Annotated in this window: 11 protein-coding genes and 1 pseudogene; 6 read left to right on the top strand and 6 right to left on the bottom strand. The window is 71.1% G+C overall.

The annotated features are described in order from the left end of the window. Positions 1 to 22: 22 nt before the first annotated feature. From PSEJ35_RS0112630 to PSEJ35_RS16220, 3 genes are all read right to left on the bottom strand, one after another. The gene (locus tag PSEJ35_RS0112630) at positions 23 to 772 is read right to left on the bottom strand and encodes an MlaE family lipid ABC transporter permease subunit (protein WP_028918113.1); all 750 of its coding nucleotides are present in this window, start codon (positions 770 to 772) and stop codon (positions 23 to 25) included. Next, positions 772 to 1560, bottom strand: a complete 789-nt coding sequence (locus tag PSEJ35_RS0112625; protein ID WP_028918112.1) for an ABC transporter ATP-binding protein — start codon at positions 1558 to 1560, stop codon at positions 772 to 774. The genes PSEJ35_RS0112630 and PSEJ35_RS0112625 overlap by 1 nt, the downstream gene beginning before the upstream one ends. 209 nt (positions 1561 to 1769) lie before the next feature. Further along, positions 1770 to 3590 (bottom strand): Na/Pi symporter, encoded by a 1821-nt coding sequence (locus PSEJ35_RS16220; RefSeq protein ID WP_037083252.1) that lies wholly within the window; start codon positions 3588 to 3590, stop codon positions 1770 to 1772. Between the two features lie 96 nt (positions 3591 to 3686). Here PSEJ35_RS16220 and recC point away from each other — a divergent pair, with 96 nt between their 5' ends. The 4 genes and pseudogenes from recC to rhuM all read left to right on the top strand — a co-directional run. Continuing rightward, positions 3687 to 7058, top strand: coding sequence for an exodeoxyribonuclease V subunit gamma (gene recC, locus PSEJ35_RS0112615; RefSeq protein WP_028918111.1), 3372 nt, complete (start codon positions 3687 to 3689; stop codon positions 7056 to 7058). Further along, a complete protein-coding gene (recB, locus tag PSEJ35_RS16215) occupies positions 7055 to 10660 on the top strand; it encodes an exodeoxyribonuclease V subunit beta (protein WP_037083249.1) in 3606 nt (1201 codons plus the stop codon). The genes recC and recB overlap by 4 nt, the downstream gene beginning before the upstream one ends. Next, the gene (gene recD, locus PSEJ35_RS0112605; protein ID WP_028918110.1) at positions 10657 to 12552 is read left to right on the top strand and encodes an exodeoxyribonuclease V subunit alpha; all 1896 of its coding nucleotides are present in this window, start codon (positions 10657 to 10659) and stop codon (positions 12550 to 12552) included. Before recB ends, recD begins: the two co-directional genes overlap by 4 nt. A gap of 32 nt (positions 12553 to 12584) precedes the next feature. Beyond that, a pseudogene (rhuM, locus tag PSEJ35_RS16210) lies at positions 12585 to 13178 on the top strand (RhuM family protein); the annotation flags it as partial. Between the two features lie 5 nt (positions 13179 to 13183). Here rhuM and PSEJ35_RS17680 read toward each other — a convergent pair. Further along, complete coding sequence (locus PSEJ35_RS17680) at positions 13184 to 14248, bottom strand: hypothetical protein (RefSeq protein ID WP_232207659.1); 1065 nt, start codon at positions 14246 to 14248, stop codon at positions 13184 to 13186. 132 nt (positions 14249 to 14380) lie between these two features. Between PSEJ35_RS17680 and PSEJ35_RS17670 the strand changes: the two genes are divergently transcribed. After that, positions 14381 to 16492 carry a M13-type metalloendopeptidase gene (locus PSEJ35_RS17670; RefSeq protein ID WP_028918108.1) on the top strand — a complete coding sequence of 704 codons (2112 nt, stop codon included), beginning with the start codon at positions 14381 to 14383 and terminating at the stop codon, positions 16490 to 16492. A 205-nt stretch (positions 16493 to 16697) separates the two neighbouring features. On the opposite strand, the gene PSEJ35_RS0112580 is transcribed toward PSEJ35_RS17670, so the two are convergent. Then, positions 16698 to 18575 carry a 3'-5' exonuclease gene (locus PSEJ35_RS0112580; protein WP_232207658.1) on the bottom strand — a complete coding sequence of 626 codons (1878 nt, stop codon included), beginning with the start codon at positions 18573 to 18575 and terminating at the stop codon, positions 16698 to 16700. Positions 18576 to 18890: 315 nt separating this feature from the next. Between PSEJ35_RS0112580 and PSEJ35_RS0112575 the strand changes: the two genes are divergently transcribed. Then, a complete protein-coding gene (locus tag PSEJ35_RS0112575) occupies positions 18891 to 19109 on the top strand; it encodes a hypothetical protein (RefSeq protein WP_028918106.1) in 219 nt (72 codons plus the stop codon). A 348-nt stretch (positions 19110 to 19457) separates the two neighbouring features. On the opposite strand, the gene yjjJ is transcribed toward PSEJ35_RS0112575, so the two are convergent. Beyond that, positions 19458 to 20855: a type II toxin-antitoxin system HipA family toxin YjjJ gene (gene yjjJ / locus PSEJ35_RS16205; RefSeq protein ID WP_037083246.1), complete on the bottom strand. Its 1398-nt coding sequence runs from the start codon at positions 20853 to 20855 to the stop codon at positions 19458 to 19460. Between the last annotated feature and the right edge of the window lie 93 nt (positions 20856 to 20948).

Raw genomic sequence — 20948 nt, 5'->3', positions numbered from 1 at the left:
TGCGCCCGGTGCCACGAATGCATTACTTGAACAGCAGCGCGGACATCACGAAATTCAGCATCAGCACCAGCAGCGAGGCGTTCACCACCGCGCGGGTGGTCGCCACCGAGGTGCCCTCGATGGTCGGCTCGGCATGGAAACCCACGTAGGCCGCCACCAGCGCCGAGGTGCCGCCGAACACCGCCGACTTCAGCAGCGCCACGCCGAAGTCGTCCCGGAAATCCACCGAACCCTGCAGCGCCGACCAGAACGTGCCGTTGTCCAGGCCCAGCACCTTCACCGCCTCGAACCAGCTGGCCGAGATCGCCAGCGAACAGAAGAAGCCGGTCAGCAGCGGCACGCAGATCACCGCCGCCCAGAACCGTGGGGCCACCGCCTTGGCCACCGGGTCGATCGCCATCAGCTCCAGTGCCTTGATCTGGTCGGTGGCGCGCATCAGGCCCAGCTCCGCGGCGATCGAACTGCCGGCGCGGCCGATGAACAGCAGCGCGGTCAGCACCGGACCCAGCTCGCGGTACAGCGACAGGCCCAGCAGGGTCGACAGAGCATCTGCCGCGCCGAAGGTGGTCAGCGTGCGGTAGCCCTGCAGGGTCAGGACCAGGCCCACGAAGGCACCGCCCACGGCGATGATCGGCAGGGAGCGGCCGCCGATCTTGTAGATTTCGCGCACGAGTTCGGCGAAGAAGTCGCGGCTTGGCAGCGAGGCGCGCAGCACCGACAGCGAGAACAGCCCGGCGCGGCCCAGCGACTGCATGGTGGCGACCACGGCCATCAGGCCACCTCCGCGCGCACCGCGCTCTCGAACGGGATCGGCCCGTCCGGCTGGCCGTCCAGGAACTGCCGCAGCAGCGGATCGGTGCTGGTCTGCAGCGCCTGCGGCGTGCCGTCGAAGACGATGCCGCCATTGGCGATCACCACCGCCTGGTCGGCGATGGGCAGGGTCTCGTGCACGTGGTGCGAGACGATGATGCTGGTCAGGCCCAGGCTGCGCGACAGGCGCCGGATCAGGCTCATGATCACGCCCGAGGCTATGGGGTCCAGGCCGGTCAGCGGCTCGTCGTACAGCATCAGCGGCGGATCCAGCGCCAGCGCGCGGGCCAGCGCCACGCGCCGGGCCATGCCGCCGGACAGCTCGCGCGGATACAGGTCGGCGGCGGCGCGCAGGCCCACGGCATTCAGCTTCATCGCCACCAGCCGCTGCAGCAGCGGTTCGGGCAGCTTCGTATGCGCGCGCAGGGGCAGGGCCACGTTCTCGGCCACGGTCAGGTCGGTGAGCAGGCCATTGCCCTGCAGCAGCACGCCGATGCCCTTGCGCATGTCCAGCAGGGCGCGCTCGCCGCGCGGCACCGGCCGGCCGAACACGCGCACCTCGCCGGTGGCCGGCGGCAGTTCGCCGGTCAGCGCGGCCAGCAGAGTCGACTTGCCGGTGCCCGACGGGCCCAGCACCGCGGTAATGCTGCCGGCCGGCACCACCAGGTCGAGGTCGCGCAGGATCGTGCGCCCGCCCCGGTCGAGGCGGACGTCCTGCAGGACGACGGCATTGCTGCTGGGGGCGGACATGGCGCGCGCACTATCCCTTGCGGTGTGGAAACCACAAACGACGCATCTTGCGTCGGAGAAACTGAATCTTAACCCATCGATTGAACCGGCCAGTACAGGAATGACGCCTGTCGTGCACCGGTCTGTCGCGCGGGTGGCACGCAGCCTCGCCGAACAGCGGTCCGGGTACGAGTGCTGGTTGTCATGCCCGAGCGGGCGGGGGTCGAGGCTCAGCCCGACGGTTCCGCCATCGTGTTGGCGGCCAGCTGGCGCAGCCGCTGCAGCGATTCGGGCTCCTCGACGAAGGCGAACACCTGGCGCAGGCTGCGGTAGATCCGCTCCGCGTAGGCCTGGTCGTTGAGCAGCGAACCGGCGTCCAGCCCGTCCAGCACGCCGTGGCGGACCTGCTCGAACAGGCCGGTGCGGAAGCGCAGGTCGAACGCGGCCGCTTCCCGGTCCAGCGCGCGCAGCCGCGCCGCACCGGCTCCCACGTCGCCGGTCCGGACGATGTCGTGGAGCGTGTGGATCTGCCCGAACAGCTGCCGGCGCAGTTCCACGTAGGCGTCGCGCACCGGCGAATCCGCGCCGCGCAGCTGCCGGCCCAGGTTCTTCTGCAGGTGCTTGGCGTCCTTGACCGCATTGACCAGGTGCAGCGCCGCGACCTGGCTGTTCGCCCAGAAGCGCTGGTGCGCTTCGTCCAGCGGCGCCTCCAGCCGGCCCATGAAGGTCAGCAGGTCGCCGTATACGCCCTTGATCCGCTGCTGGTAGAGCAGTTCCACGTCGTGGCAGCTGTCGCCGGGCGGGCGCGCCTCCAGCAGCGCCGGGTCGACCTCCGGCCGCGCGTACGTGTCCGCCGGCAGGCACAGCGCCTGGCTGATCACCTCCAGGCTCAGCTCGCCCAGGTGGCGCAGTTCCAGCGCCACCGCGGCGGCGGCGGCGTCGGGCGAGTTCAGTGCCGGGCCGCTGAGATGGCGCGCGCGCAACCGCTCGACTGGCGGCGCGGTCGGCGCGGCTGCCGGCACCGCCTGTTCGGCGCGTTCCGGCAGCCAGCGCTCCAGCCATGCGGCCAGCCGCGCCTGCCAGGGCCAGAACAGCAGCACGCCACCGGCATTGAACAGGGTATGGAACAGGGCCAGCTGCAGCAGCGCGTTGTCGCCGAAGCCGACCAGCCCGGCCAACGCATGCGTCAGCCAGGTCAGCGGCACCAGCAGGAGCAGGGCGAGCGTCGCGGTCACCACGTTGAACAGCACGTGCGCCAGCGCCAGGCGCTGGCCGCTGCGGTTGCCGCCGAGCATGCCGACGAAGGCGGTGCTGACGCTGCTGCCGACGTTGGCGCCGACCGCGATCGCCAGGCCCTGGTCGAGCACCAGCTGGCCGCCGGCCAGCGCCGCCAGGGTCAGCATCAGCACCGCATGGGTCGACTGCAGCACCACCGTGGCGACCAGGCCCACCAGCACGAAGGCCAGGGTCTGCCCCCAGCCTTCGCCGCCGACCGCCGACAGGTCCATGCCGCCGTTCATCGCCTCGAAGCCAGCGCGGAGCTGGTCGATGCCCAGGAAAATGAAGGCCACGCCCAGCACCACCCGCCCGGCCGCCTTGCCGCGCGCCCCGGCGATCCCGCCCAGCACGCCGAACACCAGCAGCGGCAGCGCCAGCGGCGACAGGCTCACGTTCTGCCCGGCCAGCGCCAGCAGCCAGATGCCGCTGGTCGCGCCGAGGTTGGCGCCGAGGATGATGGCGATGCCACCGGCCAGCCGGATCAGGCCGGAGCTGATGAAGGCGATCGCCAGCAGCGAGACCAGCGTGCTCGACTGCAGCAGCGCGGTGCCGGCCATCCCGAACAGCAGCCCGCGCAGCGGCGTGCCGGTGCTGCGCGCCAGCAGCCGTTCCAGCCGTCCGCCGGCGAGTTGGCGCAGGCCTTCCTCCAGGCACTGCATGCCGAACAGGAACATCGCCAGGCCCGCGCACAGCTGCAGCCAGCCGCCGTTGCGCCAGAACGACCAGCCCAGCAGCGCCACGGCCAGCAGGGCCAGGAGGATGCGCAGGTGCATGCGGTGCTCGGGCTCCCCTTCGGACGTGGCCCGATTATGGCCGGACCGGCGGCCCTGTCTCGCCCGATGCGACACCGCTGCGGCAAGATGGACGCGATGAGCCTCCCGACCGGCGACTTCCGCCTTTACCACTCCAACGCGCTGGAAGTCCTGGCCGGCATCCTGGCCGAGGTGCTGCGCGAGCCCGCGCCCGGCCAGCCGCTGCTGGCGCCGGACATCGTGCTGATCCCGCAGGTGGCGATGCGCCGCTGGCTGCAGGCCACCCTCGCCGCCGAGCACGGCGTGGCCGCCAACCTCGAGTTCCTCACCCCCGGCGAGTTCGTCGGCCGCGCGCTGGCCGCCAACCCGCCGCCGGGCGAGGCCGCCGCCCGCGACGAACTCGACGCCACCACCCTGCACTGGCACCTCTACGCGGCGCTGACCGACCCGGCGCTGCTGGCGCAGCCGGCGCTGCGCGCGATCGCCGCCCACGTCGGCGACGGCGACCCGCTGCGCGCCTGGTCACTGGCCGGCGAGCTGGCCGGCGTATTCGAGAAGTACCAGGCCTGGCGCCGCGACTGGCTGCTGCGCTGGGAGGCCGGCGCCGATCCGGACGACCCGCAGGCCATCCTCTGGCGCCGCGTCGCCAGCGGCCGCGTCCACCGCGCCCGCCGCATCCAGCAGTACCTCGAACGCTTCGGCGCGCCCGACGGCCCGCTCCCGCAGGGCCTGCCGCCGCGGCTGTCGGCCTTCGCCACGCTCAATGTCTCGCCGGACGTGCTGCGGGTGATCGCTACCCAGGCGCGCGTGGGCAGCCTGCACTGCTTCGTGCCCTCGCCGGTGGCCGACTACTGGGGCGACCTGCAGCGCCTGCGCCGCGGCGAGCTGCGCGACGAGGCCGGCGAGCACCCGCTGCTGCAGCGCTGGGGCGCGGCCGGCGTGGACTTCATGCGCATGGTCGGCGACTACGAGGTGGTCCACGCCTCGGCCGACTTCAACGTGCACGTCGATCCGGGAGAAGGCGGCGGGAAGCTGCACGGCAGCCTGCTGCGGCGCCTGCAGTCGGACCTGTTCCATCGCCGGCCCACCCCCGGCTGGGAACCGCGCGGGGAAGTCGACCGCGCCGACCCGAGCCTGCAGCTGCACGCCTGCCACACCCGCCTGCGCGAGCTTCAGGTGCTGCATGACCAGCTGCGCGGGCTGTTCGACGACCCGCGCTTCGACCCGCCGCTGCAGCCGCGCGAGGTCGCGGTGCTGGCCCCGGACATCGACCCCTACCTGCCTTACCTGGACGCGGTGTTCGGCCGCCGCGGCCAGGACGACGCCATTCCCTACGCGCTGGCCGACGCCAGCCCGCTGGCCAACGAACCGCTGGCCGAGGTGTTCCTGCGCCTGCTGGCGCTGCCGGTCTCGCGCTTCGGCCTGCACGAGGTGCTGGACCTGCTGGCGACCCCGGCGCTGGCCGAGGCCAACGGCCTGGACGCCGTTTCGCTGGAACACCTGCAGACCTGGCTGGAAGCGGCCGGCGCGCGCTGGGGCATCGATGCCGCCCACCGCGCCGGTCTCGACGCGCCGGCCGACGACGCCTGCACCTGGGCCTTCGCCCTGGACCGCCTGCTGCTCGGCCACGCCAGCGGCAGCGACGCGCCGATCGTGCTGCCCGGCGGCCAGGTGCTGGCGCCGCTGCCGCTGCTGGAAGGCGGCGCGCTCGATGCGCTGGACGTGCTGGTGCGCCTGCTGCGTGTGCTCGCCCAGCACGCGCGCCTGCTCGGCGAGGCGATGCCGCCGGCGCAATGGCGTGAACGCCTGCTGCACCTGCTCGAGGCGCTGCTGCCGCGCACGCCCTCCAGCCCGGCCACGCAGCGCGCGCTGGACCGACTGCGCAGCCTGGTCAACGACTTCGCCGAAGGCGCCGTGCGCGCCGGCTACGAGGCCGAAGTACCGGCCGAGGCGGTGCGCGCGCATTTCGCCGACGCGCTGGCCGAGGCCGATACCCGCGCGCCGCTGCTCACCGGCGGCGTCAGCATCGGCCGGATGGTGCCGATGCGCCTGCTGCCGTTCCGGGCGATCTGCGTGCTGGGCATGAACGACGGCGAGTTCCCGCGCCGCGACCCGGCCGCAGGGCTCAACCGCCTCACCGCCGAGCTCGGCACCGCCCACCGCCGCGCCGGCGACCGTTCCACCCGCGACGACGACCGCTTCCTGTTCCTGCAGCTGATGGTCGCCGCGCAGGACGTGTTCTACGTCAGCTGGATCGGCAAGGACCCGCGCGACGGCAGCGAGCGCGAACCGTCGGTGCTGGTCTCCGAGCTGGTCGATGCCGCCGCCGCGCAGCACCTCGACCCGCAGGCCGCCGCCCGCGACCTGGTCGTGCACCATCCGCTGCAGCCGTTCTCGCCGGCCGCGTTCGGCGCCGGCGGCGAGCCGCGCCGTTTCTCCTACCGCGAAGCCTGGCGCGAGGCGGCGGCGCAGCCGGCCACGCGCCGCACCGCCCTGCCGCCATGGTTCGCAGGCGAGGCGCTGGCCGGCGCCGAAGCCACGAGCGAACTGTCGATCGACGAACTGCGCCGCTTCCTGCTCAATCCCGCACGCGTGTTCACCCGCGGCTTGGGAGTGGAGCTGCCGGAAGTCGAGGAACGCGGCGAGGACATCGAGCCGCTGGGCGCCCCGGCCGGCGGGCTGGAACGCAACCAGCTGCAGCGCGCGGTGTTCGAGGCGCTGCTGCGCGGCGAGAATGAAGCGGACGTGCATGCCCTGCTGCGCGCGCGTGGTCTGCTGCCGTCCGGGGCGCTTGGCCGCAGCGTGCTGGCCGGCCAGCGGCGCGTGCTGGAACCGTGGCTGGACGCCTTCCGCCAGTGGCGCGGGAACGCGGAGCCGACTTCGATCGCCGCCGGGACGGTGATCGATGGCGTGCGCCTGCACGGGCGCATCGACGAGGTCTACCCGCATGGCATCGCGCGCCGGCGCTTCGGCGAATGCAACGGCCCTTCGGCGATCCGCGATGGCCTGGACTGGCTGCTCGCTTCCGCCGCCGGCCTCGACGTCGAACTGGTCCAGTTCCACAAGGACAAGGACGCCGAAACCCTGCATGGCCCGCATCGCCGCGCGCCGCTGCCGCCGGAGCAGGCGCGCGACGCCCTGCGCCGCCTGCTGCAGCTGCGTGCCGTCGGCCTGCGCGAACCGCTGCCGTTCGCCCCGTACAGCGGCTGGGAGCTGTACCGCAACAGCGCCGATTTCGAGCGCGCGGTGAAACTCGCCCACGGCCGCTGGAATGGCAACGGCCAGGGCTTCGCCGAAGGCGCCGATCCGGCGATGCAGCTGGCCCTGCGCGGGCGCGACCCGTTCACCGACGAGGCCACCCTGCTGCGCTTCGCCGATGCCGCCATGGCGGTGTTCGTCGCGGTGTGCGAGGGGCAGGTGTACGCAGGCGTCGATCCGGAGGCGCTGGCGGGACTGGCGCTCGCCGACGACGCGGAGGACGCCGCATGAGCGCGCAGGACGCCTACCTGACCCTGCCGCTGTCCGGCGTGCGCGCGATCGAGGCCTCGGCCGGCACCGGCAAGACCTTCACCCTCGCCACCCTGGTGGTGCGGCTGGTGCTGGAACGCGCGCTGCCGGTGGAACGCATCCTCGCGGTCACCTTCACCGAAGCGGCCACCCAGGAACTGCGCGCCCGCGTGCGCCGGCGCCTGCTGCTGGCCGCCGATATTGCCGGCGGCACGCCGTACGACGGCGCCAAGCCCGAAGCCGCGTTCACTGCCGCGCTGATCGACGCGCACGTCGCCGCCAGCGGCGAAACGCGCGAGCAGGTGGCGCGGCGCCTGCGCGCCGCGGCCGATGGCATCGACCAGGCCGCGGTGTTCACCATCCACGGCTTCTGCGCCCGCGTCCTGCGCGAACACGCACTGGAAAGCGGCCAGGGTTTCCACGCCCCGGAACTGCTGGCCAACGACCAGGCGTTGCGCGAGGCCATTGCCGCCGACCTGTGGCGCGCGCACGGCCGCGACGGGGACAGCGTCGATGACCTCGCCGCGCTGTGGCCGCAGGGCTATGCGGCGCTGGCTGCCGACCTGCCGCTGCTGGTGCGCGAAGCCGACCTGCAACCGCCGCCGCCACCGGCCGACCTGCCCGATCCCAAGCCGATGCTGCAGGCCGCCGCCGAAGGCCTGGTGGAATCGGCGCGTGCCCACGCCGACGGCTTCCGCGCCTCGCTGCTGGAGGCGGTGCAGGGCAAGGTCCTCAACGCCAACAGCTACAAGGCCGAGTGGATCGAGGACCTGTTCGCGCAGCTGCGCCGCTGGTGCGAGGCTGGCGATCCGGGCCGCCCGTTCGAACACGCCAAGCTGCCGCAGCTGCACCGCCAGACCCTGCAGTCGCGCACCGCCAAGGCCGCCGCCGGGCGCACGCCGGATTCGCCGCTGTGCGCCGCGGTCGAGGACTACGCCGCCGCGCTGGCGGCGATGGGCGACTACCGCGAGGCGCGCCGCGCCGGCCTGCTGCACCGCATCCGCGAGGACGCGCGCCGGCGCCTGGCCCTGCACAAGCAGCAGCTGCGCGTGCAGACCTACGACGACCTGATCGACAACGTCGCCAGCGCGCTCGATGGCCCGCACGCGCAGGACCTGGTCCGCAAGCTCCGCGGGCAGTACGCCATCGCCCTCGTCGATGAGTTCCAGGACACCGACCCGCGCCAGTGGAAGATCTTCGAGCGCGTGTTCGGCGCCGGCAGTGGTGAGCCGGCACTGTTCCTGATCGGCGATCCCAAGCAGGCCATCTATGGCTTCCGCGGCGGCGACGTGGAGACCTACCTGGCCGCGCGCGCCACCGCCGAGCCGGCGCCGCCGCTGTCGCACAACTTCCGCTCGCGCCCAGCCGTGCTTGGTGCGATCGAGGCGCTGTACGCGCAAGCCGCCGAAGGCAACGCCGCGCCCTTCATCGACGAACGCATCCGGTTCCATCCCGTGCAGCCCGGCGGCAAGCGTGCCGACGCCGACTACCTGCGCGACGGCCACCCGGCGCCGGCGCTGGTGCTGTGGCAGGCGCCGCCGCCGGCAGGCAAACAGAAAGTGCACAGCGCCGGCCGCTCGCGCGAACTGGCCACCGCTGCCTGCGTGGCCGCGATCCACGCCGTGCTCAGCGATGCCCGCGCCGGTCGCGCCACCATCGACGGCCGCCCGGTGCAGCCGGGCGACATCGCCGTGCTGGTGCGCAAGCACCACGAAGCCACCCGCATCCGCGAGGCGCTGGCCAAGATCGGCATCCCGGCGGTGGCCGCGGGCAAGCAGAGCCTGTTCGCCACCACCGAGGCGCAGGAACTGCACGCCCTGCTGCTGGCCCTGCTGCACGGCGACGACGACCGTCGCCTGCGCGCCGCCCTGGCCACCGTGCTGGTCGGCGAGCATGCGCACCAGCTCGCCGCGCTCGACGCCGATGCCAGCGCCCTGGACCGCTGGCGCGACACCGCGATCGACTGGCGCGATCGGCTCGATCGCGGCGGCCCGCTGGCCCTGGTCGGCGACCTGTGCGCGCAGCACGCCACGCGCCTGCTCGGCCTGCTCGACGGCGAGCGCCGCCTCACCAACTACCTGCAGCTGGCCGAACAGCTGCAGGAAGCGCAGCGCCACGCGCTGGGCCTGCACGGCCTGGTCGACTGGCTGGAACAGGCCATCGCCGCGGCCAGCGCCGACGACGAGGCGCAGCTGCTGCGCCTGGAATCCGACGCGCACCGCGTGCAGGTGGTGACCCTGCACAAGAGCAAGGGCCTGGAATACCCGCTGGTGTTCCTGCCCTACGCCGGTATCGGCGGCAAGCCGCCGGACGCCGGCCGCCGCGTGGTGGTCCACGAAGGCCAAGGCCGCGTGCTGCACTGGAAGCTGCAGGAGAAGACCAGCGGCTGGGGCGATGCCTGCGAAGCGTGGAAGACCGCGCAGCGCGGCGAGGACGCGCGCCTGCTCTACGTCGGCCTGACCCGCGCCCGCGACGCGCTGTGGCTGGCCACCGGCCCGTTCTACGAATACATGAAGTCGCCGCTCTACCCGATGGTGCGGGACCCGGCTGCGCTGGCGACGCGCCTGCCCGGCCAGATCGTCATCGATCCGGCACCGCCGCCGGCCTCGCTGCCGTGGCTGCCGCCGCAGGCCGAAGGCGAGGTGCCGCCGGCCCGCCGCGCCACCCGTTCGCTGGCCAGCGACTGGTGGGTCTACAGCTTCACCCAGCTGGCCAATGCCGACACCGGCCACGATCCGTCCAGCGCGGCCACGCAGCCGGCCGCCGGCGGCCGCGACGAACCCGGCGAATCCGATGCCGCGCCCGAAGCCGCCAGCGCCGACGACGGCTTCGACCCGCGCTTCGCCGGCGCGCGCTTCGGCGTGGTCATGCACGAGGTGCTGGAGAACGCCGACTTCGCCGCCTGGCGCAACTGGCGTGCCGGCGATCCGGCACCGGCCGGCGAGCACGAGCGCATCGTCGAGTCGCTGCGCCGCGGCGGGTACGGCGCCGACGAGATCGAGGCCGGCATCGGCGTGCTCACCGCGCTGGCCGGGCACAGCCTCACCGTCGCCCTGCCCGAAGGCACGCGCCTGGCCGAGGTGCCCGAATCGCAGCGCCGCCCGGAAATCGAGTTCCAGTTCGCGCTGGCGCCGACCCGCGTCGACCGCCTGCTCGCACTGCTCCATTCCCACGGCCTGCTGCGCGCCCGCCAGGGTTTCGGCGGCCGCCGCCAGCTCGAAGGCCTGATGACCGGCCTGATCGACCTCACCTACCTCCACGACGGCCGCTGGTACGTGCTCGACTACAAGTCCAACCGCCTGCCCGCCTACGACGCCGCGTCCATGGCCGAGGCGATGGAGCACAGCGAATACCCGCTGCAGGCGCTGATCTACACCATCGCCCTGCACCGCTGGCTGCGCTTCCGCCTTGGCGCGACCTACGACTACGCGCGCGACTTCGGCGGCGTGCGCTACCTGTTCTGCCGCGGCCTGGACGCGGCCCGCGCCGACTCGCCCGGCGTGCAGGCCTGGCGCTTCGATCCGGAACTGGTGCACGCGGTGGACGCGCTGTTCGCCGGTCAGGCGCAGGAGGCGGCGGCATGAGCCTGCTCGACACCCTGCGCCGCGACGGCTACCTGCGCACGGTGGACCACGCGCTCGGCCACGGCCTGCGCCGGCTCGCGCCCGATACGCCCGACGAAGTGGCCACCGCCGCGGCGCTGGCCTCGCTGGCGGTCTCCGCCGGCCATGCCGGCTTCCGCCCCGCGCAGCCGCAGGACCTGGTCGATGCCGCGGTGCAGTGGCCGGAACCGGAGCAGTGGCAGCGCCTGCTCGAAGCCTCGCCCTGGGTCGCCACGCCGCAGGCGCGCGACGCCGAGACCGCGGCCGACGCGCCGCTGGTGCTGGAGCACGGCCTGCTTTACCTGCGCCGCTACCGCGAGTACGAACGTCGCCTCGCCGCCGGCCTCCGACGCCTCGGCGGGGCCGACGCCATCGACGAAGCCGCCCTCGCCGCGCTGGCGCCGCTGTTCGCACGCCTGTTTCCGCACGCCGCCGGCGGCGACGACCGCCAGGCCCGCGCCGCCGCGGTCGCCCTGCGCCAGCGCCTGCTGCTGGTCACCGGCGGCCCCGGCACCGGCAAGACCACCACCATCGCCCGCCTGCTGGTGCTGCTGGCCGCGCGCGCCAGGGCCACCGGCAGCGAGGCGCCGAAGATCGCCCTGGCCGCGCCCACCGGCCGCGCCGCCGAGCGCATGGCCGAGAGCCTGCGCAAGGCCGCGCAGCTGCTCGCCGGCGAAGGCATCGAGGAAGAACTGCTGGCGCCGCTGTCCACCGCCGGCTCCACCCTGCACCGCCTGCTCGGCACGCGCCCGGACGTGCCGGAGTTCCGCCACCACGCCGGCAATCCACTCGAGTACGACCTGGTCGTGGTCGACGAAGCCTCGATGATCGATCTGCCGCTGATGGCCAAGCTGGTCGAGGCCGTGCCCGATGGCGCGCGCCTGATCCTGCTCGGCGATCCGGACCAGCTGCCCTCGGTGGAAGCCGGCGACGTGCTCAGCGGCATCCTCGCCGCCGCCGGCGACGGCCTGCGCCTGGCGTCCGACGATGCCACCGCGTTGCATCCCCTGCTGGGCGACATCGATGCCGCGGCCACCGACGACGCGCGCAGCGCCTTCCCCGCCCGCCACGTGCACCTGCTGCGCGGCTGGCGCCAGTCCGCGGCGCTGGACCTCGCGCCGCTGGCCGCCGCCGTGCGCGCCGGCGACGCCGGCGAAGCGCTTCGCCTGCTGCACGCCGACCAGCTCGACGGCGTGCACTACCACCCTGCCCTCGCCGACCCGCTCACCGAGCCGGTACAGCGCGAGCGCCTGCTCGCCCACTGGACCGCGCTGGCCGACGCGCCCGACCCGGCCGCCGCGCTGGCCCGCGCCGGCGAACTGCGCCTGTTGACCGCCGTGCGCGAAGGCCCGCAGGGCGCGCGCAGCCTCAACGCGCGGATCGAAGCGCTGCTCACCGGCCGCCTGTCCGCCGCAGCCGCGCGCGGCCATGCCCGCCACGCGCGCGACGGCGGCTTCTTCCACGGCCGCCTGATCCTCATCACCGAGAACAGCTACCGCCGCGGCCTGTTCAACGGCGACACCGGCATCTGCCTGCGCGACGACAACGGCCAGCTGATGGCCTGGTTCCCCGGCGGCCACGACGGCGCACCGCGCGCGTTCCACCCGGCCACCCTGCCCGCCCACGACAGCGCCTTCGCCATGACCGTGCACAAGGCGCAGGGCTCGGAGTTCGACGCGGTGTGGCTGCTGCTGCCGGCGCGCGACAGCCGCGTGCTCTCGCGCGAACTGGTCTACACCGGCCTCACCCGCGCCCGCCGCGAACTGCACCTGGCCGCCAGCCCGGAGATCCTCGCCACCGCCCTGCCCCGCCACGCCCGCCGCGTGTCCGGACTGGCGTGGCGGCTGGGCGCGGATGAAGAGGCGTTAACCTGATGTCGACCCGTGCTTCTGCGCCCCGAGGTGAAATGAAGCCCCAGGACATGGACCGTCCGAAGTCGGAGCTCATCCTGTACCGCACCGGCGATGCGCAGACCCGCATCCAGGTGCGGCTGGAGGGCGATTCGGTCTGGTTGACCCAGGCGCAGATGGCGGAGCTGTATCAGGTCACGCCACAGAACATCACCCAGCATCTCCGGGCCATCTACGCCGAGGGCGAACTCGAGGAAGGGGCAACTTGTAAGCATTTCTTACAAGTTCGCCAGGAGGGTGGGCGTGAGGTCGGGCGCCAACTCAAGCACTACCATCTCGACGCCATCCTCGCCGTCGGCTATCGCGTCCGTTCACCACGGGGCACGGAGTTCAGGCAGTGGGCAACGGCCCAGCTGCGCGAATACCTGGTCAAGGGCTTCGTCATCGACGACGAACGCCTGAAGAATCCCGGAGGATGGGACTACTTCGACGAGCTTCTGGCCCGCATCCGCGAGATCCGGGCCTCGGAGAAGCGCTTCTACCAGAAGGTCCGGGACCTGTTCGCCCTGAGCGTCGACTACGGCGACAGCGAGGCGCAGTCCAGCCAGTTCTTCGCGGAAGTCCAGAACAAGCTGCTCTACGCCGTAACGGGACATCAAGGAATTCGATTACGACTCTTTTCGAGATGGGCTGAGATTGGTCTTTGAGGCCAATGGATACCCTGACCACTACAAACAAATGGCGAAGATTGGTCGACGCTGAAGCTGGCTTCCAGTAACCCTTGCATCCGCCGCCGGCGTCTTCCCGAATGGGCGACCGCACTCGCAGGTGAACTGCGGAGCGTTTTGTAACCGGACGCATACGCTACGCGGCTGGCGCTGGTGACGCATACTGTCTCACGCGTCGCGTCGCGTCGCGTCGCGCCGTCGGTGAGGTGAGGTGAGGTGCTCAGGCCTGGTCCATCGGCCCGGGCTAGCAGATGGTCGCGCTGCTGGCCGATGGCGGCCGCATCGTCAACTTCTCCAGCGGCCTGACCCGCTTCGCCTATCCGGGCTACGACGCCTACGCCGCGGCCAAGGGCGCGGTGGAGACGCTGACCGTGTACATGGCCAAGGAGTTCGGCAAGCGCGGGATCACCGCCAATGTCGTCGCGCCGGGTGCCATCGCCACCGACTTCGGCGGCGGCGTGGTCCGCGACAACGCCGAGGTGAACCGGCAGCTGGCCGCGATCACCGCGCCGCCACGAGGCCTGGCCGAACAACATATGGCTGGCCCTGTTGAACAGCCTTGGCGGGGTGAACGGCAGGAACGGCGAGGCGAAGGCCGTCCTCGGCGAGATCGGGATCAGCATCGTGCCGATCGCCGGCACGCCCAGTGCCTCGGCCACCGACAGGCCGACGAAGGCAGTGAGCCCGGAGACGATGACCGCGTCGCAGCCGCGGCCGGCCTCCAGCGCCTGTCGCATCCAGTCGCCGGTGTGCCCGATCGCCAGGCGGCTGAGGTTGGCGGTGATCCGCTTCATCGCGCCCTCGGCGGCGAGGGTGGCGCGGATGTCCCCGGCCAGCGCGCTGCAGGGCAGGCCCATGGCCTGGGCGGTGTCCAGCGTGGACACGTCGGCCAGCAGGTGCACCGAATGCCCGGCCTGGACCAGGGCATGGCCCAGCGCGGCCAGCGGGCGGGTGTCGCCCTCGGTACCGTAGGTGAGGATCAGCAGGCGCATGCGGCCATGGTAGGCGGGTGGGTGCATGCCTGCCGTGGCGGCCGCCCCCCACTTCCGGCACCCGTGCGCGGTGTCGGCTGCAACTATCCTGAAGGGCCAACCGGCCTCACCGCCCGCACCGGAGACCCTCCCTTGAAGAAGACCCTGCTGACCGCCGCGACCCTGCTGGCCCTCGGCCTGGCCGCCCAGGCCAACGCCCACGAATCCCATGCCTGCGCCGACGAGTCTTGCACCCTGCAGGCGCTGTACGAGGCCGGCGATACCGGTGCCGGTGCCGCCACCGCCGCGACCCGCTTCGGCACCTGGGGCTTCGACACCGCCGGCATGGACACCAGCGTCCCGCCGGGCACCGACTTCTTCGCCTACGCCAGTGGCACCTGGGCCAGGAACACCCAGATCCCGGCCGACCAGTCCAGCTACGGCGCCTTCCGCGCGCTGCGCGACCTGTCCGAAGTGCGCGTGCGCGCGCTGGTAGAAGGCTACGCGCTGGGCGACCCGGCCACCGGTGGCGACACCGCCAGGATCGCCGCGGTCTACCAGGGCTTCATGGACGAGGCGACCATCGAGAAGCTCGGCGCCGCGCCCCTGCAGCCGGTGCTCGAGCGCGTCCGCCAGGCCGACAGCCACCTGGCCCTGGCACGGCTGATGGCCGCGCGCGACACCTTCAACGCCACCCTGTTCGGCCTCAGCGTCGCCGACGACGCGCGCGATCCGGACCACTACACCCTGTACATGAACCAGTCCGGCCTGGGCCTGGGTGACCGCGAGATGTACCTGCGCGAGAACTTCGCCCCGCAGCGCGAGCGCTACGTCGCCTACATCGCCCAGCTGCTGGAGCTGGCCGGCTGGGAGAACCCGAAGGCCAGCGCCGAGGCGGTGATGGCGTTCGAGACGAAGATCGCCCAGGCGCACTGGACCCGCGCCGAAAGCCGCGACCGCGACAAGACCTACAACCCGGTGCCGTTCGAGCGCTTCGACGCCTACGCGCCGGGCTTCCCGTGGGCCGAGTACTTCAAGGCCGCCGGCGTCGACCACGGCACGCGCGCGGTGGTGCGGCAGGGCACCGCGGTGCCGAAGATGGCGAAGATCTTCGCCGGCACCGACGTGGCCACGCTGCAGGCCTGGCAGGCGTTCCACGCCGTCGATGGCGCCGCGCCGCTGCTGTCCAGCGCCTTCGCCAACGCCCATTTCGAGTTCCGCGACAAGTTCATGTCCGGCCAGCCGCTGCCGCGCGAGCGCTGGAAGCGCGCCGTCGGCCTGGTCGAGTCCAGCCTCGGCGAGGCGGTGGGCCGCGAGTACGTGAAGCTGTACTTCCCGGCCGATTCCAAGGCCAAGATGGATGCGCTGGTGGCCAACGTGAAGGCGGCGATGGGCGCGCGCCTGGAGACGCTGGAGTGGATGAGTCCGGCGACCAAGGCCGAGGCCCAGGCCAAGCTCAAGGGCTTCGGCCTGAAGATCGGCCACCCGGAAAAGTGGCGCGACTACAGCGGCCTGCGCATCGCCAACGGCGACGTGGTCGGCAACGCGCTGCGCTCGCGCCAGTTCGAGTGGGATTACCGCCGCGCGCGCCTGGGCAAGGAAGTGGACAAGGGCGAGTGGGGCATGACCCCGCAGACGGTCAACGCCTACTACAACTCGGTCAAGAACGAGATCGTGTTCCCGGCGGCGATCCTGCAGCCGCCGTTCTTCGATCCCAAGGCCGACCCGGCGGTGAACTACGGTGGCATCGGCGGCGTGATCGGCCACGAAATCATCCACGGCTTCGACGACCAGGGCCGCAAATCCGACGGCGCCGGCGTGCTGCGCGACTGGTGGACCGCCGAGGACGCCGCCAAGTTCGAGGCGCAGGCGGCGAAGCTGGGGGCGCAGTACGAGGCCTACGAGTTCCCGCAGCTGCCGGGCCTGCACATCAACGGCCGCACCGCGATGGGCGAGAACATCGGCGACCTCGGCGGCCTGACCATCGCCCTGGAGGCCTACCGCCGCTCGCTGGGCGGCAAGCCGGCGCCGGTGATCGACGGCTTCACCGGCGAACAGCGCCTGTTCCTGGGCTGGGCCCAGGTGTGGCGCACCCTGTGGCGCGACGACGCCCTGCGCCAGCAGCTGGTCAACGGCACCCACTCGCCCGGCCACATCCGCGCCTTCGCCCCGCTGCGCAACATCGACGCCTGGTACGACGCCTTCGGCATCAAGGAAGGCGACCCGCTGTACATCGCCCCCGAAGACCGCGTCCGCATCTGGTGATGCCTGCTTGAGCCCCTCCCCCCGGAGGGGGAGGGAGCAGCACAAAGGCCCGCTCGCGCGGGCCTTTCTTTGTCGATCTTCGCCACCTTGAACCCCTCTCCATCCGGGAGAGGGGCAGGGGAGACGGCCGGCACCCGGCGAGGCCGGGTTCGCCGGCACTCCACCCCCGCCTCTGAGGGAGACTGGGCCCCTGTGCCGTGCCGCGTCAGGCCGCCAGCCGCTGCGACACGCTGTCGACGACGCGGCGGATCTGTTCGACCACCGGCCCGTCGCCGTGGTGCGAGATCTCCAGCTGGCGCAGCGCCCGGGTCATCGCCACGTACAGCAGGCGTACCTGCTGCTGCCGGCGGTCGGCGTCGGTATCCAGCGAGGCCATCTCGCAGATTCCGGGGATGAACACCGAGTCGAACTCCAGTCCCTTGCTGGAATGCATGGTCATCACCTTGACCGCCGGCTGGCCATTGAACAGCTCGCGCCGGCGCTGGTCGGTGGCGACCAGGACCGGCAGGCCGCGTTTCTGCAGCTGGTTGCCGACCAGGTTGGCCAGCCGGTTCGAGTGGCACAGCACGGCGAAGTCGTTCGGGTTCGCGCCGTTGGCCAGCGCCTCGCCGATGCGTTGCGCGATCAGGTCGGCTTCGCCCCAGATGCTCCGCGCGCGCCACACTTCCGGCATCGGGCCGCGGCGCCCGGCGCTCTCCGGCGGGATGACCGGCACGTGGTCGTCGTCGGTTTCCTGCGGGGTGAGGACCTCCTCGGCGAAAGCCTTGGCCACCGACAGGACCTCCAGGGTGTTGCGGTAGTTCAGGCGCAGGATCGTGGTGCGTCCACGGGCCTGGATGCCGACGCTGGCGAAGCTGAACTTGCGACGTCCGCCATTGCCGTAGAGCGTCTGCGCGTCGTCGTACAGGAGCAGCAGCGAATTGGTCTCCGGGTCGACCATCTGGGTGACCAGCTGCAGCCATTCCGGGGCGAAGTCGTGCCCCTCGTCGATCAGCACCGCGCCGTACTGGGCCCGTGGAATGGCCCTGGCTTCCACCGCGGCGACAACCGCCTCGACCAGCAGGGCGACGTAACGTTCGGCGCTTTCCTGGGGCGGCGGCAGTGGCACGCCGTAGGTCTTCAGCTGCTCGGCGCACCAGCCGTGGAAATGGCGCACGGCCACGCGGTCGTGCACGCCGTGGGACACCATCAGGTGCTCGAGGCGGCTGGCGAGGGTCTTGTTGAAGCACAGCACCAGCACCGGCATGTGCAGCGTGCGGGCCAGTTCCACGCAGCGGTAGCCGAGGATCATGGTCTTGCCGGAACCGGCGACGCCGTGGATGACCCGGTGCCCTTCGCCCAGGGACCGGGCCAGCTGTTCCTGCTGCAGGTCCATCACCCGGATGATGTCCGGAATCTCCACCGGTGCCGGCTGTGGCTCCGGTGTCATCGGCGGCAGCAGTTGCCCCTGCTGCTGGATCCGCAGCTGCGGGAACAGATGCCAGCGCACGCGGTCGATCTGCGGCAGGGTCAGCTGGCAGGGGAACGGCATCATGAACATGTCCCACAGCCGCTTCTGGAACGCTTCGCCGTCGACGCCCTCGGTCATCTCATCGCGGCAGATCACGCTGGCGGCGCCGATGAAGGCATCCAGCTCCATCTGCTCGAACTGGTTGCGGGTCACGCCCGTGAGCACCACCCCGAACCCCCAGGGCATCACCAGCTTGCCCTCGCGCCTGTGGCCGGGTGGATGCAGCAATGCCGGATCGGACTGGAGGAGGCGCTGGATCTCCATGGCGTAATCCCGCGCCTGGCGTAGCGGATTGGCCTCGACCACGCGTCCGCGCCCGGTGTTGAGCACGACGCGATCGCGGTCTATTTCCGCCAGCGTTTCCGGCTTCCAGTCCTTGACCTCCAGGACCAGGATCCCGCGGTTGGGATGCAGCACGACGAAGTCCGGGTGCCGGTAGCTGGGTCCGACCGGGACGTCGTACCAGCACACGTAATCGTCGTCGAGTTTGTCTTCCAGGCGGGCCGCGAAGCGCCGTTCGCCGGCGGTCATCCGCCCGCCGCACGCGCTGCGGCTGGGAATCAACGTGGCCATGGCTTCCCCCGTTCCATGGAACGGGAAATATACCCAAGCCGCCCGGCCGCGTCCCAGCCCTGGGGGGCGCGGAGTCTGGCGATCTGGCGCCACAACCCTCTCTCCCTCGGGGGTAGGGAAGGACCCGGCGAAGTCAGGTTTGCCGGTACTCCGCCCTCTCCCCCGGTCCCTCCCCCGGAGGGGAGGCCCACTTTCCGGGGGCTCCCTCCGTCTATCCGGCTGCGTGCCACGCGCCTGCTGGACAGGCCACCTTGTCACCCTGGCGCGGTGCCGCATCAGGCAAGATGGCCGCCCCAGGCCTGATCCGGAAGTTCCATGGACGTTGAAGAAGTGATGCGCGCCGCGCTGCGCGAAGCCGGCTATGGCCCGGACGTGGTCGGTTCGGCCTTGCCGAGGATCATGCGCATCCTGCAGGCGGAGGACGTGCGCCTGGAAGTCGGCCGCACGCTGTCGCGCAAGGAACGCGAGTACGTGCGCGTGCAGCTGGAGATCGGCCTGACCGTCTCCGAGATCGTCGCCAGCCTGAAGCGCTGACGCTGCATTGGATGCCGGCATGTTGCCGTGCGCCGCTCGATGCACTCCATGACCCGCAAAAGGCCGAAGGCCGCATCCGGGGAGTCGTCCGGCAGTGAGCCGGCAGCGCGTGGGGACGGGCCACGCCTCGCCAGCGCCACGGGCACTGCAGCAGCGCGGGGCGCTTCGCTTACGCGGGCTATGCGCTATTTGTGGACCATTGGTCCAGAGTCCCCTTGGCGGCCTCGCTTGCGCGAGGGCCTGGATGCTGAGCTTATGGAGAAGGCAGGCCGGCGCCGCAAAGGCAAAGAACCTCAGCGGGGCTCGTCGGCATCCGACTATCTCCCGGCCACCTGTTGTCGTCCCACGCTAGGCAAACGTGCGCGCGAACTTCGCGACTGCTTCGCGGTTCGCCCGGGCCACCTTGCGGATCTCGTCGTCGAGGATCCAGCCCGATCTTTCGGTCCTTTCCCAAAAGGCGACAGCGGCTGTCGCTGCCCGGGCGATATGTCCAGCTTGGCCAGCGTTCTCAGGCGGTGTGAGTAGGAGCGGCTCGGCTGCCCTCACCACGCCGGTGCGGGATGGAGCCAGATACATCGGCAGCATGTCGTAAGCCGGAGCCAAGGCCAAGGGCCTGGCATCAGCCAGATGGAAGCCGAGATTGCCTAGGTGCATGTCGCTGTTTCCGATCAGGCGCCCGAACCAGTGCAAAACCGCCATGTCACGAGCAGTGTCCGGCGTGATCCAGCCCAACCGAGCCAGTTGTTCACCGAGCACGCCCCAGTCGCGTTCCCCGCTGCCAACGAAAGCGGCATCCAGTACCTGCAGGGAGACGAAGCCGCGCCGTCCTAAACAGTCAGGCGTTCGGTCAAGCCGGCGCACTTCTAGGCAAAGGTGGCGCTCGGCCTCGACGAGCTCCGATTCTGCTGCCGCTATGTCGTGATCCGCCAGAGTCTGCAGAGCCAGATGCTCGCAGACGAGTAGGTCCGCCCAGCGCGCGGTCGTACGTTCTCCATCGCGCTGCGCAAACTTGACCAGTGCGGCACGACGTCCGGTCGGGGTGATGATCGTACTCGTGAACTTGGGCTGTTCGCCGCCGGGGGACGATCCGGGTTCTTCACCGGCAAGGGTCTCTTCTGCCCAGACCGAATAACGTTCCTGCCGTTGCCCAACGCCTACTGCATCGGAAGGCGAGTCGACTTCCGCCAGCGCCAGCTTCACTGCGTTGCTACCTAGCAGGAGGTCGCCGATGTTGGTGCCGCCGGTTCGGGTTATTGCCAATAAGACATCGCGTTGCCGCCACCGGTCCAGGTCGCTTGGAACTCCCAGGGTTGCGCCCCCTCGGTGAGCTAGGTTGCGTCCCAGGAAGCCCTGCGGGCGCAAGTCGTCCAAAAACCAAGGCAGGCCCGGGAAGTGGCCGGGTACGTCTTCTACCGGTTGGACCAGGTTGGGACGCTCGCCCGTGGCGATGAACTGGAACCGCTCACCACGCAACAGGTACAGGGTGCCCAACTCTTCCAGCGTGGCGTCCGGTCGCATCCGCCATAACGGCCAAGAGCTTCCAGCAGCGCTTTCCGCACGCGCCATGTATCGGGTGGCGCGTGCGCTGCCTATTTGCAGCACTTGCTCGCCTGCCTCGCGGACCAAGCGCAACACGACTGGCCGGGAGACGCCCAGGCGCTTTGCTAGAAGCGAGGCGGATGTCGGCTCCCCGGAGGCAAGCAGGGCCAGTAGGTCCTGGACGGTGGCAGAACGGGGACGGGCCATGGCACCATTTCTTTACGATTAAATTAAAGATAATTCATCAGGAGGTGTTCTGCAAATTTAATTTAATCAATAAGTTACATACGGCGGTCGCCC

It is taken from the genome of Pseudoxanthomonas sp. J35, assembly GCF_000513995.1.
Taxonomy (GTDB): Bacteria; Pseudomonadota; Gammaproteobacteria; order Xanthomonadales; family Xanthomonadaceae; genus Pseudoxanthomonas.
This window is presented reverse-complemented; position numbering and strand designations above follow the sequence as displayed.

Excerpts from the sequence above, each read along its gene's own strand:
- PSEJ35_RS16220 (WP_037083252.1), bottom strand. The coding sequence starts at position 3,590 with ATGCACCTGCGCATCCTCCTGGCCCTGCTGGCCGTGGCGCTGCTGGGC.
- PSEJ35_RS17680 (WP_232207659.1), bottom strand. The coding sequence starts at position 14,248 with ATGCGCCTGCTGATCCTCACCTACGGTACCGAGGGCGACACCCGCCCG.
- recB (WP_037083249.1), top strand. The coding sequence starts at position 7,055 with ATGAGCGCGCAGGACGCCTACCTGACCCTGCCGCTGTCCGGCGTGCGC.
- PSEJ35_RS0112575 (WP_028918106.1), top strand. The coding sequence starts at position 18,891 with ATGGACGTTGAAGAAGTGATGCGCGCCGCGCTGCGCGAAGCCGGCTAT.
- PSEJ35_RS0112630 (WP_028918113.1), bottom strand. The coding sequence starts at position 772 with ATGGCCGTGGTCGCCACCATGCAGTCGCTGGGCCGCGCCGGGCTGTTC.
- PSEJ35_RS0112625 (WP_028918112.1), bottom strand. The coding sequence starts at position 1,560 with ATGTCCGCCCCCAGCAGCAATGCCGTCGTCCTGCAGGACGTCCGCCTC.
- recC (WP_028918111.1), top strand. The coding sequence starts at position 3,687 with ATGAGCCTCCCGACCGGCGACTTCCGCCTTTACCACTCCAACGCGCTG.
- yjjJ (WP_037083246.1), bottom strand. The coding sequence starts at position 20,855 with ATGGCCCGTCCCCGTTCTGCCACCGTCCAGGACCTACTGGCCCTGCTT.
- recD (WP_028918110.1), top strand. The coding sequence starts at position 10,657 with ATGAGCCTGCTCGACACCCTGCGCCGCGACGGCTACCTGCGCACGGTG.
- PSEJ35_RS0112580 (WP_232207658.1), bottom strand. The coding sequence starts at position 18,575 with ATGGCCACGTTGATTCCCAGCCGCAGCGCGTGCGGCGGGCGGATGACC.